The organism is Rhizobium bangladeshense (genome assembly GCF_001662075.1).
Taxonomy (GTDB): Bacteria; Pseudomonadota; Alphaproteobacteria; order Rhizobiales; family Rhizobiaceae; genus Rhizobium; species Rhizobium bangladeshense_B.
The window spans coordinates 234,293-249,408 of the sequence record NZ_LYPL01000010.1 but is presented as its reverse complement, the minus strand read 5'-3'; the positions used below and the strand labels follow the sequence as shown (position 1 = coordinate 249,408).

The following is a 15,116-nucleotide window of genomic DNA, read 5'->3' as shown; positions in this document are numbered from 1 at the left end:
TGCAGCCGCTCCATTCGCCTTGTTTTCATTGCGATATCGGCGGTCCGGCTGCATGGTCCTGTTCTCAACAATTCCTCCCGTCCCGCGCCCGGATCGCGCCTTCGGAATTTCCCAGCAAGCTGACGGTTAGCCATGGAAAAGAGCCTCGCCCGCTACATCTGGAAGAACACGCGGCTGCAGCAGCTGTGGATCCTGGCCGTCGTCGCGGCTTCGATGGTGCCCTACTTCCTGTCCTTCGATCTGCCGAAGCAGATCGTCAATGGACCGATTCAGGGCGAAGGGTTCGAAGGCCCTGGGGCAACTCAGAGATTCATGCATATCGCCTACGACATTCCGCTGATCGGCCATGTCGAATTCTTTCAAGGCGTAGAACTCAACCGCTTCCAGATGCTGATGGCCCTCAGCCTGGTGTTCCTGGCCCTGGTGGTGCTGAACGGCCTCTTCAAATTCTACATCAACACCTATAAGGGGCGGCTCGGCGAACGCATGCTGCGGCGAATCCGCTTCGAGCTCATTGACCGAGTGCTGCGTTTTCCACCGGCTCATTTCAAGCGGGTAAAATCGGCCGAGATCGCCACGATGATCAAGGACGAGGTCGAGCCGATGGGCGGCTTCACCGGCGATGCCTTCGTTTCGCCCGCCCTTCTCGGCGGCCAGGCGATCACCGCCCTTGCCTTCATCATCGTGCAGAATTTCTGGCTCGGCATGATCGCCGCCGGCATCGTCGGCGTCCAGGCGGTCGTCATCCCCCGCATGAGGAAACGCCTCTTGGACCTCGGCCGCCAGCGGCAGCTGACGGCGCGCGAGCTTTCCGGCCGCGTCGGCGAAATCGTCGAGGGCATCGGCACGATCCACGGCAACGACACATCCAACCTCGAACGCGCCGATATTGCCTGGCGGCTCGGCCGCATCTTCTCGATCCGCTACGACCTTTACCAGTGGAAATTCCTGGTGAAGTTCATCAACAACTTCCTCGCCCAGGTCACGCCTTTCCTGTTTTACGCGATCGGCGGTTATCTCGCATTGCAGGGCCGTCTCGACATCGGCCAGCTCGTCGCCGTCATATCCGCCTACAAGGATCTGCCCGGGCCGCTGAAGGAACTGATCGACTGGGACCAGATGCGCCAGGACGTGCAGGTGAAATACCAGCAGGTCTACGAACAGTTCAACGTCGAACCGCTGATCGACAGCCAGATCCAGGAACTCGCCACCGCCCCGGTCGGCGCGCTGACCAGCGCCCTCGTCGTCACCAACCTGACGCTTTCCGATGATAGCGGCGCCCGCCTCGTCGACCACGTCTCGGTCGAAATCAAGCCGAACGAGACGGTAGCGATCGTCGGCCCGAACGGCAGCGGCGCGGAAGCCTTCGCCGAAGCACTCGGCCGCATGATCTGGCCGGATTCCGGCCGCATCACCATCGATGGGCGCGACCTGCTGGAGCTGCCGGAATCGATCACCGGCCGGCGCATCTCCTATGCCTCGGCCGACACCTTCTTCTTCCACGGCTCGCTCGCCAGCAATCTGCTCTACGGCCTCAAGCATGCGCCGATGACCGATGCCGTCTACAACGAGAAGGAAGCGCTCGAATATAAATGGCATTCGGCCGAGGCGGTGAAGGCCGGCAATCCGACCCTCGACCTCAACAGCGACTGGGTGGATTACCAGGCGGCCGGCGCCAGTGGGCCGGAAGACCTTCTGAAAGCGATCCGGCCGGTGCTCGACGCCGTGCTTATCTCGCAGGACATTCTCGATCTGGCGCTGCGCTCGACCGTCAACACCGACGTGCATGTGGCCATCAGCGACCATGTCGTCGCGTTGCGCGCTTCGCTCCGGGACCGGCTGCGTGACGAGGGGCTCGACGGCATCGTCGTACCTTTCGATTTCGACGCCTACAACGCCCAGGCGACGGTCGGCGAAAACCTGCTCTTCGGCACGATGAAGCGGCCGCTGATGACCAACCGCAGGCTGGCTGCCCACCCTTATTTCCAGCAGCTCTTCCGCGAGACGGGCCTCAGCACCGATCTCTACGCCATGGGCCTCGAGATCGCCGAAAACGCCGTCGAGCTCTTCCATGACCTGCCGCCGGACCATCCTTTCTTCCAGCAGCTGACCTTCATGACGGCGGACGACATCCCGACCTATCAGGCGCTGCTGCAGAAGCTGCAAAGCCGCCGTTTCGAGGACGCCACGCCGGAGGAGCGCTCAGCGATCATCCGGCTGAGTTTCGCCTATATCGAGCCGCGCCACCGCTTCGGCCTGTTGACGACCGAACTGATGGACAAGATCGTCAGCGCCCGAAAACAGTTCCACGCGCATATTCCGGATGATCTCGCCGAGTTGATCGAGCGTTACGACGCCGAGCGTTTCACCCCGTCGGCCAGCCTGATGGACAATGTGCTGTTCGGCCGCATCGCCTATCAGCAGGCCGACGCCTCCGACCGTATCCGCGCCGTCATGGGCGAACTCTTCGACGCGCTCGACCTTTATGACGACGTGCTGTCGATCGGGCTGGAATTCGACGTCGGCTCGGGCGGCAAGCGGTTGACCATGGTGCAGCGGCAGAAGCTGAACCTTGCCCGCGCGCTGCTGAAGCGTTCGGACTATTTCATCTTCAACCGGCCGCTGTCGGCGCTCGATCAGCGCGTCCAGGACCAGATCACCCGCAACATCATCGAAGACCTGCATAAGGAAGGCGAGCGGCCGGCGATCATCTGGGTGCTTTCCAATGCGCGGCTCGCCGAGATGTTCGACCGGATCCTGCTCTTCGACCGCGGCGGCTTGGCCGAAGCCGGGAACTATCCGGAACTTTCCGAGAAAAACGGTATGTTCAAGGAACTGTTATCGTAATATTCTATGGGAGCGGCGATGGTGGGCGTTCCCCGGGGGAACGCTCGGAATTGAAGGCGCCTGGTTCGAAGAACCCTGCGCCCAGGGGATTGAAACGCTCATGCTGTTGAGAGACGAAGTCGAAATGCTGCGACGGGTGCCGATCTTTTCAAGGATTGCGCCAGCAAAGCTCAAGCTTTTGGCCTTCACGTCCGACCGCATGACTTACAAGGCCGGCCAGGATCTCTTCCATCAGGGTGATGTCGGCGACGCCGCCTATGTCATTCTCTCCGGCAGCGCCGATATCATCGTCTCCTCGCCGGCCGGCGAGATCAAGGTCGCCGATGTCGAGCTCAATTCCATCGTCGGCGAAATCGCCATCCTCTGCGACGTCTCGCGCACGGCAACGGTGCGCGCCACCTCGCCGCTCGAAGTGCTGCGCATCAGCAAGGAACACTTCCTAAAACTGCTCAGCGACTTCCCCGAAATGGCCGTCGAAATCATGCGCGTTCTCGCCGACCGCCTGAACCACACCACCGCGGAACTGACGGCGGCGCGAGCGGCGAAGCAGCCGCAGATGGCACAATAAAATTTCAGATCAAGATTTCAGCGGTTATCGCATTGCGGCTGCAGAAGGCGCAGTGCGATAGATCAGCAAGAATGGCTGCGAGAAAATCGCCAGTTCATATCCTTCTCCCCGCTCTGACGGGGAGAAGTCTCGGCACGCGCACGAGCGGCAGCCCGCCTATTCGCGCTGTTCCAGCGCCTTGCTGAAGGCGAGTGCGGCCAGCGTGCAGATGGCGCCGGAGAGCAGGTAGTAGCCGACGAAGGTCAGGCCGAAGCGGCTGGAGAGGCTGAGCGCCACCAACGGTGCGAAGCCGGCGCCGACCAGCCAGGCGAGGTCCGAGGTGAAGGCAGCACCGGTATAGCGATAGCCGCGGCCGAAGCGCGAGGAGATCGAACCGGTCGCTTGGCCGAAGGACAGGCCGAGCACGCCGAAGCCGATGATGACGAAAGCGTCGTGACCGTTATTGCCCGATGCGATCAGGGTCGGCCCGATAAAACTGAAGACGGCGATGATGACGGCGCAGATGGCAAGCTGGGCGCGCCGGCCGATGCGGTCGGCGATCAGGCCCGAGGCGATGATGGCGACGACGCCGACCATGGCGCCGACCACCTGCACGACCATGAAGGTGCCGATCGGCTGGTTGCCGTAAAGGCTCATCCAGCCGAGCGGGAAGATGGTGACGAGGTGGAACATGGCGAAGCTCGCGAGCGGCACGAAGGCGCCGATCAGGATGTCGCGGCCGTGAACGCGCAGCACCTCGAGGATCGGTGCTGCCTCCAGCTCGTGCTGTTCGAGCAGCGTGCCGAATTCCTTGGTCATCACCAGGCGCAGCCGCGCAAAGAGCGCCACGACATTGATCGCGAAGGCGACGAAGAAGGGATAACGCCAGCCCCAGGAAAGAAAGTCCTCGCTGGAAAGATTGGCGACGAAATAGCCGAACAGCGTGCTTGCCAGGGCAAAGCCGATCGGCGCGCCGAGCTGCGGGATCATCGCATACCAGCCGCGGTGATTGGCCGGCGCGTTGAGCGCCAGCAGCGAGGCCAGACCGTCCCAGGCACCGCCGAGCGCAAAGCCCTGACCGAGACGGAAGAGCGCCAAGAGCGCGATCGACCAGACGCCGATCACCTCGTAACCCGGCAGGAAGGCGATCGAGGCGGTCGAGCCGCCGAGCAGGAAGAGTGCGATCGTCAGCTTGGTGCCGCGCCCATACATCCGGTCGATGGTCATGAAGACGACGGAGCCGACGGGACGGGCGAGGAAAGCGAGCGAGAAGATGGCGAAGGAATAGAGCGTGCCGGTCAGCCTGTCGGGCGCGAAGGGAAAGACGAGCTGCGGAAAGACCAGGACCGAAGCGAGGCCGTAGACGAAGAAATCGAAGAATTCCGACATGCGGCCAATCACCACGCCGATGGCGATGCTGCCCGGTGACACCGGCTTGTCGTCGTGAATGCGCCGCGCGTCGCGTTCCAGCGACGACGACGACGGTCCGTAATGCGATGTTGTTGCCATAAACGCCTCCTCGTTAAGGCGCTTCCGGCAAGGCGCCCCAAGCGTGATCTTGATCAAACCTGCAGGCTTATCAAGTCCGTAAGACTGAAATAGTTCATCATCACGGCCCAAATGAAGCCGGGACCGAAAAATTTGCGTGATCCGGACGGAGATTTTCCCCTGCAAATGCTGGCCTGACCGGCTGTAGTGGATATATTGGCCTAAAACACGCGCACGCCTAAAATCCTTCTGAACTCATCAGGATTTCAAAGCACTAGCGCCCGATGATTTTGCCGCAGTGCGGCATGTTTGCTGCACTGCGACCTTCCGCCTCATGTCGCGATCCGGTTCAGTGCTTTAGTCGCGGACCAAACGAAACAACAAGAGCTTAGAGACGTGCCAAAACTCATGAAGTTTTCCCGCCTTCTATCCGTCTTGCCGCTGCTTTTCCTGGCAGGATGCAACATGGTGGTCATGGCGCCCTCCGGCGACATCGCCGCGCAACAGCGCGATCTGATCGTCGTCTCGACGGTGCTGATGCTTCTGATCATCGTTCCAGTGATCTTCCTGACGCTGCTGTTCGCCTGGCGCTACCGCCGCTCCAACACGGCCGCGACCTACGCGCCGGAATGGCATCATTCGACCCGCCTCGAAATCGTCATCTGGGCTGCACCCCTGGCGATCATCATAGCGCTCGGCGCCGTCACCTGGATTTCCACGCACAAGCTCGATCCCTACCGCCCGCTCGACCGCCTCGATGCCGAGCGCGCCATTCCGGCCGATACCAAGCCGCTGACCGTTGAAGTCGTGGCGCTCGACTGGAAGTGGCTGTTCTTCTATCCCGAACTCGGCATCGCCACCGTCAACGAGATGGCCGCGCCGGTGGATCAACCGATCAATTTCAAGATCACCGCTTCCTCGGTGATGAACTCCTTCTACATCCCAGCCCTTGCCGGCCAGATCTACGCCATGCCCGGCATGGAGACGAAGCTGCACGCCGTCATCAACAAGGAAGGCGAGTATGAGGGCTTCTCGGCCAATTACAGCGGCGCCGGCTTCTCGCACATGCGGTTCAAATTCCACGGGCTCAATCGCGAAGGCTTCGATGCCTGGGTGGCCAAGGTCAAGCAACAGGGAACTATGCTCAACCGCGACACCTATCTGAAGCTTGAGAAGCCGAGCGAGAAGGAGCCGGTGCGTTATTATGCCGGCGCCGATGGCGATCTCTACGCCGCCATCCTCAACATGTGCGCCACGCCGGGCAAGATGTGCATGAACGAGATGATGCATATCGACATGATGGGCGGCGGCGGAAAGGAAAGTGCTGAGAACCGCGAGAAGCTGCAATACGACAATCGCCATGCCGGCGAAGGCGTCGTGGCGCCGGGCGCAACCGTGCCGGCGACGGGCGTTCCGGCAAGGGCCGAGCCGCCGCGCAATTCCGGTGGCAGCAGCATGCAGCACGACATGCCCGGCATGCCCGGCATGCAGCATGAAGGCCATTCCATGCCCGCCACGGGCAACGGCACCGATCCGGCGCCGGCGCAGCTCAACAACAACAATTAACCTGGCGCTTTGCGTCGCAAGACATAATGAACGGGTTGTTCCATGTTTTCCAATCCTGACCTCCTGAAGTTCGTCTTCGGCCGGTTGACCCTCGATGCCATCCCCTATCACGACCCGATCCTGGTCGTGACCTTCATCGGCGTCGTCATCGGCGGTCTCGCGGTGCTCGGCGCCATCACCTATTTCAGGTTCTGGGGCCCGCTCTGGCACGACTGGATCTGCAGCGTCGATCACAAGAAGATCGGCATCATGTATGTGATCCTGGCGGTCATCATGCTGTTGCGCGGCTTTTCCGACGCGATCCTGATGCGCATCCAGCAGGCGATCGCCTTCAACGGGTCGGAAGGCTACCTGCCGCCGCACCATTACGACCAGATCTTCACCGCCCACGGCGTCATCATGATCTTCTTCGTGGCGATGCCCTTCGTCACAGGCCTGATGAACTTCGTGGTGCCGTTGCAGATCGGCGCGCGCGACGTGTCATTCCCCTTCCTCAACAACTTCTCCTTCTGGATGACCACCGCCGGCGCGATCATCATCATGCTGTCGCTGTTCATCGGCGAGTTCGCCCAGACCGGCTGGCTCGCCTACCCGCCGCTGTCGGGCGCAGCCTACAGTCCGGGCGTCGGCGTCGACTATTATATCTGGGGCCTGCAGGTGGCCGGTGTCGGAACGACGCTCTCGGGCATCAACCTGATCGCCACCATCGTCAAGATGCGCGCGCCGGGCATGACCTTCATGAAGATGCCTGTCTTCACCTGGACGGCGCTCTGCACCAACGTGCTGATCGTCGCCTCCTTCCCGATCCTGACGGCAACGCTCGTCCTGTTGTCGCTCGACCGCTACGCCGGGGCGAACTTCTTCACCAACGACCTCGGCGGCAACCCGATGATGTACATCAACCTCATCTGGATCTGGGGCCATCCGGAGGTCTACATCCTCGTGCTGCCTGCCTTCGGCATCTTCTCGGAAGTCGTCGCTACCTTCTCAGGAAAACGCCTGTTCGGTTACGCTTCGATGGTCTACGCCACCTGCGTGATCATGATCCTGTCCTACATTGTCTGGCTGCACCACTTCTTCACCATGGGCTCGGGTGCATCCGTCAATTCCTTCTTCGGCATTACCACGATGATCATCTCGATCCCGACAGGGGCGAAGATCTTCAACTGGCTCTTCACCATGTATCGCGGCCGTATCCGCTACGAGGTGCCGATGCTGTGGACGGTCGGCTTCATGGTGACCTTCGTCATCGGCGGCATGACCGGCGTCATGCTCGCCGTGCCGCCGGCCGACTTCGTGCTGCACAATTCGCTGTTCCTCATCGCCCACTTCCACAACGTCATCATAGGCGGCGTCCTCTTCGGCATGTTCGCCGGCGTGAACTACTGGTTCCCGAAGGCCTTCGGCTTCAAGCTCGATCCCTTCTGGGGCAAGATGAGCTTCTGGTTCTGGCAGATCGGCTTCTGGTTCGCCTTCATGCCGCTCTATGTGCTCGGCCTTATGGGTGTTACGCGGCGCATGAGCCAGTTCGAGGACCCGTCGCTGCAGATCTGGTTCATCATCGCCGCCTTTGGCGTCGGCCTGATCGCGCTCGGTATCGCCGCCTTCCTGATCCAGATCGTCGTCAGCTTCATGAAGCGCGAGGAATTGCGCGACGATAGCGGCGATCCCTGGGACGGCCGTACGCTGGAATGGTCGACCGCTTCGCCGCCGCCGGACTACAACTTCGCCTTCACGCCCGTGGTTCACGACCATGACAGCTGGTACGACATGAAGAGGCGCGGCTACGAGCGTCCGCTCGGCGGCTTCAAGCCGATCCACATGCCAAAGAATACCGGCGCCGGCGCCATCCTCTCGGCTATCAGCGTCGCACTCGCCTTCGGCCTGATCTGGTATATGTGGTGGCTGGTCGTCGTCTCCGCCGTCGCGCTGCTCGTCGTGGCTATCGGCCATACGTTCAATTACAAACGCGACTTCTACATTCCCGCCGACAAGGTGACCGAAACAGAAGGCAAGCGCACCACGCTGCTTGCCGAGCAGGTGTAACGACCATGAGCGATCACACCGTCGACACGGCCGAAAAGCCAGAGTTCTACCTAACCGAAGATCATCATCCGGAGAACAGCACCAATCTCGGCTTCTGGCTCTATCTGATGAGCGACTGCCTGATCTTCGCGGTGCTGTTTGCAACGCATGGCGTGCTCGGCCGCAATTATGCTGCCGGGCCGTCGCCGGCCGATCTCTTCGATCTGCCGATCGTTGCCCTCAACACATCGATGCTGCTGTTGTCGTCGATCACCTATGGCTTCGCGATGCTGCAGATGGAGCGCAACGCCAAGGCGGAAACGCTGTTCTGGCTCGCCGTCACCGGCCTGTTCGGCGCCGCCTTCATCGGGCTCGAACTCTACGAGTTCATCCACCTGATCCACGAAGGCGCCGGGCCGACGCGCAGCGCCTTCCTCTCCTCCTTCTTCACGCTGGTCGGAACGCACGGACTGCACGTCACCTTCGGCATCGTCTGGCTGATCACGCTGATGGTGCAGGTGTCGATGCACGGCCTGATCGAGGCCAACCGCCGCCGGCTGATGTGCCTGTCGATGTTCTGGCACTTCCTCGACGTCGTCTGGATCGGCGTCTTTTCCTTCGTCTATCTCTTGGGAGTTCTCGGATGAGTTCGCAAGCACCCGCCCATGAGGATGCGCACGAGGCGCATCACGGCCACAGCCACGGTCATCAGGCCGGCCACGGCACCTTCCGCAGCTACATGACCGGCTTTGCGCTCTCCGTCATCCTGACCGCCATTCCCTTCTGGCTGGTCATGGCCGGCGTCTTCGAAAGCCCGGCGGTGACGGCGGTGCTGGTGATGGCCATCGGCGCCGTCCAGATCGTCGTCCATATGGTCTTCTTCCTGCATATGAACCCGCGCAGCGAAGGCGGCTGGACGATGATGGCGCTGATCTTCACCATCATCATCGTCGCCATCGCGCTCTCCGGCTCGCTTTGGGTCATGCATCATCTCAACACCAACATGATGCCGATGAGCCCCGAGATGATGAAGAACATGCCGTGACGGTATGGAAAGGGCGGCGGCACCGCCGCCCGAAGCGATTCTTGCCATGAGTGAGGCTTCCCCGGAAAAAGCGGAAAGACGGCATTCGCCTGCAAAACGGGTGCTCTTTGTCGTCTGTCTGGCACTGCTTGCCGCAGCCCTAGTCGGGCTCGGCACTTGGCAGGTGCAGCGGCTGGCCTGGAAGCGCGACCTCATCGCCCGCGTCGACCAGCGTGTGCATGCCGCAGCAGCGCCCGCGCCGGCGCGTGCCGACTGGGACAAGGTCAATGCCGGTGACGAGTATCGCCGGGTGAACGTGGCCGGGAAGCTCGCCAACGACAAAGAGACGCTGGTCTATGCCTCGACCGCGCTCGGCCCGGGTTATTGGGTGATGACGCCGCTGATGCTTGCCGACGGCACTGCCATCCTCATCAACCGCGGCTTCGTGCCGACCGACAGGCGCGACCCGGCCACGCGCCGCGAAGGCCAGCTGCCGGGACCGGTCGAAATCACCGGTCTGATGCGGGTGACGGAGCCGAAGGGATCGCTGCTGCAATCCAACGACGTTGGGGCCGACCGCTGGTATTCGCGTGATGTCGCGGCGATCGCTCAAAAGCGCGGCGTCGATGCGGTCGCACCCTATTTCATCGATGCCGATGCGACCGCCAATCCGGGCGGTCTGCCCGTCGGCGGCCTGACGGTCATCCATTTCCCCAACAACCATCTCGTCTATGCGATCACCTGGTACGGGCTGGCGGCGATGGCCCTGGCCTTGCTGGCGTTCATCCTTCGCAGCGAGAGTCGCCGCCCGTAATAGGAGCTCCGCCAACCGGGTTGCGCTGCGCGCTTGAGCGCAACCGGATTAACATCATGTAAAGTGATGTCCGCTACTGCTTGCCTGAACGAATATATAAAAGCTGCACATGAACCGGCCGGATTACATCCCCAGTCTCGATGGCCTGCGCGGTATCGCCGCGCTGCTGGTCGTTCAAGCGCATATCGGCCTTGTCTTTCCAAGCACAGCCGAACGTTTAACGACCATGGGCAGCGAAGCCGTCGGGCTGTTTTTTGCCCTCAGCGGCTTTCTGATGGCCCATCTCTACGGTTCACGGCCGGTAACCAGGGAAAACGTCCTGGATTTCCTGGTGAGCCGCTTTGCCCGCATCTATCCGGTCTATCTGGTTGCCGTACTGCTCGTGGCGATGCTGTCCGGCATGCAAGGTCTGAACTTCGTTCAGCCGATCACCGGCGGCACGGACTTTGTGCGCCATGTCCTGCTTCTCGGCTCAAGCGGCGTTTTCTGGTCAATTCCCCCTGAGATTCAGTTCTATCTCCTCTTTCCGATCCTGTGGCTCTGCTTAGCTCGGCCGAACCGCCATGGCGGCCTGATTGCCGGCTTCGCAGCGGTCGTCGTCGTCGATGGTCTGCTTGAATTGCCGGGGCCGGGAATCCTGCTCGTTTCCAAGCTCCCTTACTTTCTTTTCGGCGCGCTTGCCGGCGCGCTGCATGCCTTCAGCAATAGATGGAGGCCATCGGCCTTCACGGGGATTTTGACGCTGCTCCTTCTGGTGGCGTTCTTCATGTACAGGCATGTCTTGCCGAATTTCTCCCCTGAATTTTGGGGCTTGCAAAGCGCGGCCGCCGCAGCCGTCATTGTGGCGCTCGTTGCGTGGCAGCCACCCATCGCAGCACATGTCCTGGCGGCTGCACCCGTAAGGTTCTTCGGCACGATCAGCTTCTCGCTCTATCTTTTCCACGTCCCGATCATGTTCCTTGTCCACCGGACTTTTGAAACTCTGCTTCCTGAACCGGCACTGATTGCGGCAGCGCTTTTCGTTGCGGTCGGCGGAGCATGGTTCCTGCACGAAACGATAGAAGTCCCGAGCCGGCGCCTGCTCGTGACCTTGTGGCAGCGTCATCGGTCGCGCCTGGTCTCGCGCCAGACTCCGGCCGAGGGGATCGAACGGGCGATCCTTGATCTGCAACAGACCGAAAGGCGTCTTCTCGGCGGCACAGCTTCAGCCACGACGGGTAACCTTCGGGAAGCAGCCGACAGCGCAATCATCAGGGATGATGGCGACGAGAAGCTCCGTGCATAGCGCCAGGCACTCGGAACGTGCCGAAGTGACCCACGTCAGAATCAAGCCCGCCCGTCACGCGCCGTGAGCAGCGACCCGGCTGATCGCGTCGGCGAGCTGCGCCTGCGAGAAGGGTTTGCCGAGCCGGGGCAGATTGGCGGCGCCGGCGCCGTCGGGCAGATCGGCGTAACCGGTGGCGAGGATGATCGGCATCTCGGGCCACTCGCTGCGGATCGCATCGGCGAGCTGCGCCCCGGTCATGCGCGGCATGGCGTGATCGCAGATGACCAGGTCGACCGGCTCCTTGCGCAGGATGTCGAGCGCCTCGGGACCGGCCATCGCCTCAAAAACGGTGTGGCCGAGATCCTCCAGCATCAGCGTCGTGTTCATCAGGACCAGGCCGTCGTCATCGACGGCGACGATGCGCAGCCGGCGCTGGGCATCGTCGTCCGGCTGCGGCACGTCGGCCGGCGCCGCGGTCCTCTGTTCGACGGTCACGACCGGGAACCACAATTCCGCCGTCGTCCCTTGGCCCGGGCTGCTCTGCAGCATCAGCCGGCCGCCGGATTGTGTTGCAAGACCCTGCACCATGGAAAGGCCGAGACCAGTGCCCTTGCCGACACCCTTGGTGGTGAAGAACGGCGTGACAGCCTGCTCCAGCGTCTTCGCATCCATGCCCTCGCCTTCATCGATCACCGCGATCCTGACATAGCGGCCGGCCGAAAGCGGCCCCTTGCCGGCGGCGATCGATTCTTCGGAGGCGCGCAGCACGATGCGGCCGCCGGCCGGCATGGCGTCACGGGCGTTGACGACGAGGTTGAGGATCGCCATCTCCAGCTGGTTCGGATCGGTAAGGATGGTCGGCAGCCGGACGGGATAAGACGTCTCGATCGTGGTGAGGGGGCCGAGCGAACGGCTCAGAATATCCATCATGCCACGCACCAGGCCGGAGACGTCGAGTGGCTCCATGTGCAATTCCTGCCGGCGGGAGAAGGCCAGCATGCGCTGGGTCAAGGCAGCACCGCGCTGGGCGCCCTGCATGGCATTGTCGACCAACGACGTCAGCGACAGATCCTGCGGCATGCGTTTCTTCAGGATCTCCAGGCTGCCGAGCACGGCCATCAGCAGATTGTTGAAATCATGGGCGATACCGCCGGTCAGCTGACCGATCGCCTCCATCTTCTGCGACTGGAAAAGCTCTTCGCGCGCCTGCTCCAGCGCGCGCTGCGTCTCCATCTTCTCGGTGATATCGCGGGTGATCTTGGCAAAACCGAGCACGTCGCCGTCATCGCCGCGGATGACGTCGACGACGATGCTGGCCCAGAAGCGGGTACCGTCCTTGCGGACACGCCAGCCTTCCCGCTCGAACCGGCCTTCGGTGCGGGCGACGCGGAGCGCGGTCTCCGGCAGGCCGGCGGCGCGGTCCTCCGGCGTATAGAAGGTCGAGAAATGCCGACCGATGATTTCATCCGGCCGATAGCCCTTGATCCGTTCGGCGCCGGAATTCCAGCTGCTGACATTGCCATTCGGATCGAGCATGTAGATCGCGTAGTCCGAGACGCCCTGGATGAGCCGGCGGAACTGTTCCTCGCTCTGACGGATGGCGTTTTCGGCTGCCCTGCGTTCGGTCAGATCGCGGGTGATCTTGGCAAAGCCGATGAGCTCGCCGGAGGGGCGGCGAATCGGATCGATGACGACATGCGCCCAGAAGCGGCTGCCGTCCTTGCGCTGGCGCCAGCCCTCCCCCTCGAACCGTCCCTGCTCGAGGGCCGTGGCAAGTGCGCGCTCGGGATTTCCGGCCGCGCGATCCTCTTCGACATAAAAACGGGAAAAATGCTCGCCGAGAATTTCCGAAGGGTTGTAGCCCTTGAAGCGCTGAGCGCCGGTATTCCAGCTGGTGACGATGCCTTCGGGGCTCAGCATGTAGATGGCGTAGTCGGTGATGGCATCGACCAGAAGACGAAAGCGCCCCTCTTCGTGAAGAGACGTATCATGTCGATCCAGCACTTCCATCTGCCCCTCTCGGTCACCAGCGCTTTTAACGCGACGGGGCGCAGATGGTTCCGAAAAGATCACACTTTTTCAAACCGCCTTGACTTGCGGATAGAAATGCTCGCCAATCCGCTCGGCTGCAGCATAGGCCTGCGAGACGATCTCGGGCACGAGGTCGATATCGGGCAGGCTGCCGAGGCCGAGCGGACCGACGGCAAAGAGCCCGGCAACCGTCGAACCGTCCTCCAGGTAGGGCTCGCCCCGCGCAGTGACCGCCAGCCCGAGCGAGAGCTCGTCCGGCATGGCGAGGCCGGCGGAAAACAGACTTTGCATCAGCGGCACCGAGAGATCCGGCGCTTGGCAGCGGCAATCGATGATGCGCTCCGCATGGATCACCTCTTCGGCCGAGGAACCGGCCGGCGTGAAGAACAGGCCGCTGAGGCCCCGGCGGCCGGCCCGGCCGCGGCGCAGCACGGTGCGGCCTTCGGCAAGCTCGCGTTGCAGGCGCAGGTGCATGGCCTCCGGCAGGCGGTTGCGATGGCTGTCGTAGATCGCTCGCAAATGCCGATTGAACTGATGCTTGTCGCGGGCCGGCAGCGAGCGCCAAAGCGAGCGCGCGTGTTTCCGCAGGCCGTTCATTACCGATTGCCAGCTTCGGCCCTCTTCCTCCGCCTCGCGACAGGCCTGGCGGATGAAGCGCACGATCTCGGGCAGGCTCTCGGGCAGCGCTTCGGCCGGAAAGACCGGATCGGCGGCGTTTGGCGTATGGCTCTGCGGCAGGAAGGCGTGCCGGGAAAGGATCGTCACCTGGCCGGCGTAGCCGGAATCGCGCAGCTGCAGCAATTGGTCGACGACGCGGATGCCGCTGCCGAGCAGCACCGCATGTGGCCGCGCGACGAGGCGCTGGGCGCGGACCGGCGAAACATCCGGCTCCCCGGCATGCGGATCGCTGAGGCCATAGCCGGTGGCGAGGATCACCGTATCGAACAGCGGATTGGCCGGATTGGTGCTTTCGAGCAGGAAGCGGTTGCCGTGGCTGCGGCGGATCGCCACGACAGGATCGTTGCAGACCTGAACGGTGATGTCCCGGCGCGCCGCCAGCGCTTCGGAAAAGCGCTGGTAGACGTAATCGCTGAAGATTTCCTTCGGCACGAAGATCTGCCGGAAACCTGGAATGGCGGCCGGCACGGCGGCGCGGAAGGCGGCGTTGCTACAGAGCCAGTGGTTGAAATCGTCGCTGTCGCCGACCGAGACCGAGAGATCGCGAACGCGGGTATTGAGGATCGTCGAGGCACGGGCAGAGGCGAGCGCCTGGCCGCCGCTGACCGAGGAATTCGGATCGAACAGCTGCAGGTGGAAGGGTGCGCGCACCGTCCTCATCAGCGCGATGGCCGTCATCATGCCGGAGAAGCCGCGCCCGACGATCGCAATGCGCGGAACGGCTGATATCTTCGCCGCCGCATTGGCCCTTCCGGAGAAAAGTCCCTGAACCGTCATCGCAACTCCTTTGCGGCTTCATCAGCACCCTGGGGTCGATCGAGGTTTCAAC

Annotated in this window: 11 protein-coding genes; 8 read left to right on the top strand and 3 right to left on the bottom strand. The window is 62.3% G+C overall.

What is annotated here, in order from left to right:
• Positions 1-132 precede the first annotated feature (132 nt).
• Together A7X77_RS20605 and A7X77_RS20600 are read left to right on the top strand one after the other, a co-directional pair.
• Positions 133-2,847 carry an ABC transporter ATP-binding protein gene (locus tag A7X77_RS20605; protein ID WP_064684692.1) on the top strand — a complete coding sequence of 905 codons (2,715 nt, stop codon included), beginning with the start codon at positions 133-135 and terminating at the stop codon, positions 2,845-2,847.
• 100 nt (positions 2,848-2,947) lie between these two features.
• Positions 2,948-3,415, top strand: coding sequence for a cyclic nucleotide-binding domain-containing protein (locus A7X77_RS20600; protein WP_004679746.1), 468 nt, complete (start codon positions 2,948-2,950; stop codon positions 3,413-3,415).
• A gap of 156 nt (positions 3,416-3,571) precedes the next feature.
• Here the strand turns inward: A7X77_RS20600 and A7X77_RS20595 are convergent, their stop codons facing one another.
• The gene (locus A7X77_RS20595; RefSeq protein ID WP_040141405.1) at positions 3,572-4,903 is read right to left on the bottom strand and encodes an MFS transporter; all 1,332 of its coding nucleotides are present in this window, start codon (positions 4,901-4,903) and stop codon (positions 3,572-3,574) included.
• A 375-nt stretch (positions 4,904-5,278) separates the two neighbouring features.
• On the opposite strand from A7X77_RS20595, the gene cyoA reads away from it, so the two are divergent.
• The 6 genes from cyoA to A7X77_RS20565 all read left to right on the top strand — a co-directional run bounded on the left by cyoA (position 5,279) and on the right by A7X77_RS20565 (position 11,596).
• Positions 5,279-6,448, top strand: coding sequence for a ubiquinol oxidase subunit II (gene cyoA / locus A7X77_RS20590; protein ID WP_064684691.1), 1,170 nt, complete (start codon positions 5,279-5,281; stop codon positions 6,446-6,448).
• Between the two features lie 42 nt (positions 6,449-6,490).
• On the top strand, positions 6,491-8,494 hold the full coding sequence (gene cyoB, locus A7X77_RS20585; RefSeq protein ID WP_064684690.1) for a cytochrome o ubiquinol oxidase subunit I: 2,004 nt from the start codon (positions 6,491-6,493) through the stop codon (positions 8,492-8,494).
• Positions 8,495-8,499: 5 nt separating this feature from the next.
• Positions 8,500-9,120 (top strand): cytochrome o ubiquinol oxidase subunit III, encoded by a 621-nt coding sequence (cyoC, locus tag A7X77_RS20580; protein ID WP_064684689.1) that lies wholly within the window; start codon positions 8,500-8,502, stop codon positions 9,118-9,120.
• Positions 9,117-9,518, top strand: a complete 402-nt coding sequence (gene cyoD / locus A7X77_RS20575; protein WP_064684688.1) for a cytochrome o ubiquinol oxidase subunit IV — start codon at positions 9,117-9,119, stop codon at positions 9,516-9,518. Before cyoC ends, cyoD begins: the two co-directional genes overlap by 4 nt.
• A 46-nt stretch (positions 9,519-9,564) precedes the next feature.
• Positions 9,565-10,311, top strand: a complete 747-nt coding sequence (locus tag A7X77_RS20570; protein WP_064684722.1) for an SURF1 family protein — start codon at positions 9,565-9,567, stop codon at positions 10,309-10,311.
• A gap of 109 nt (positions 10,312-10,420) precedes the next feature.
• On the top strand, positions 10,421-11,596 hold the full coding sequence (locus tag A7X77_RS20565) for an acyltransferase family protein (RefSeq protein WP_064684687.1): 1,176 nt from the start codon (positions 10,421-10,423) through the stop codon (positions 11,594-11,596).
• Positions 11,597-11,650: 54 nt separating this feature from the next.
• On the opposite strand, the gene A7X77_RS20560 is transcribed toward A7X77_RS20565, so the two are convergent.
• Together A7X77_RS20560 and A7X77_RS20555 are read right to left on the bottom strand one after the other, a co-directional pair.
• A complete protein-coding gene (locus A7X77_RS20560) occupies positions 11,651-13,588 on the bottom strand; it encodes a hybrid sensor histidine kinase/response regulator (RefSeq protein WP_064684686.1) in 1,938 nt (645 codons plus the stop codon).
• Positions 13,589-13,657: 69 nt separating this feature from the next.
• Positions 13,658-15,064: an FAD/NAD(P)-binding protein gene (locus A7X77_RS20555; protein WP_064684685.1), complete on the bottom strand. Its 1,407-nt coding sequence runs from the start codon at positions 15,062-15,064 to the stop codon at positions 13,658-13,660.
• Positions 15,065-15,116 lie beyond the last annotated feature (52 nt).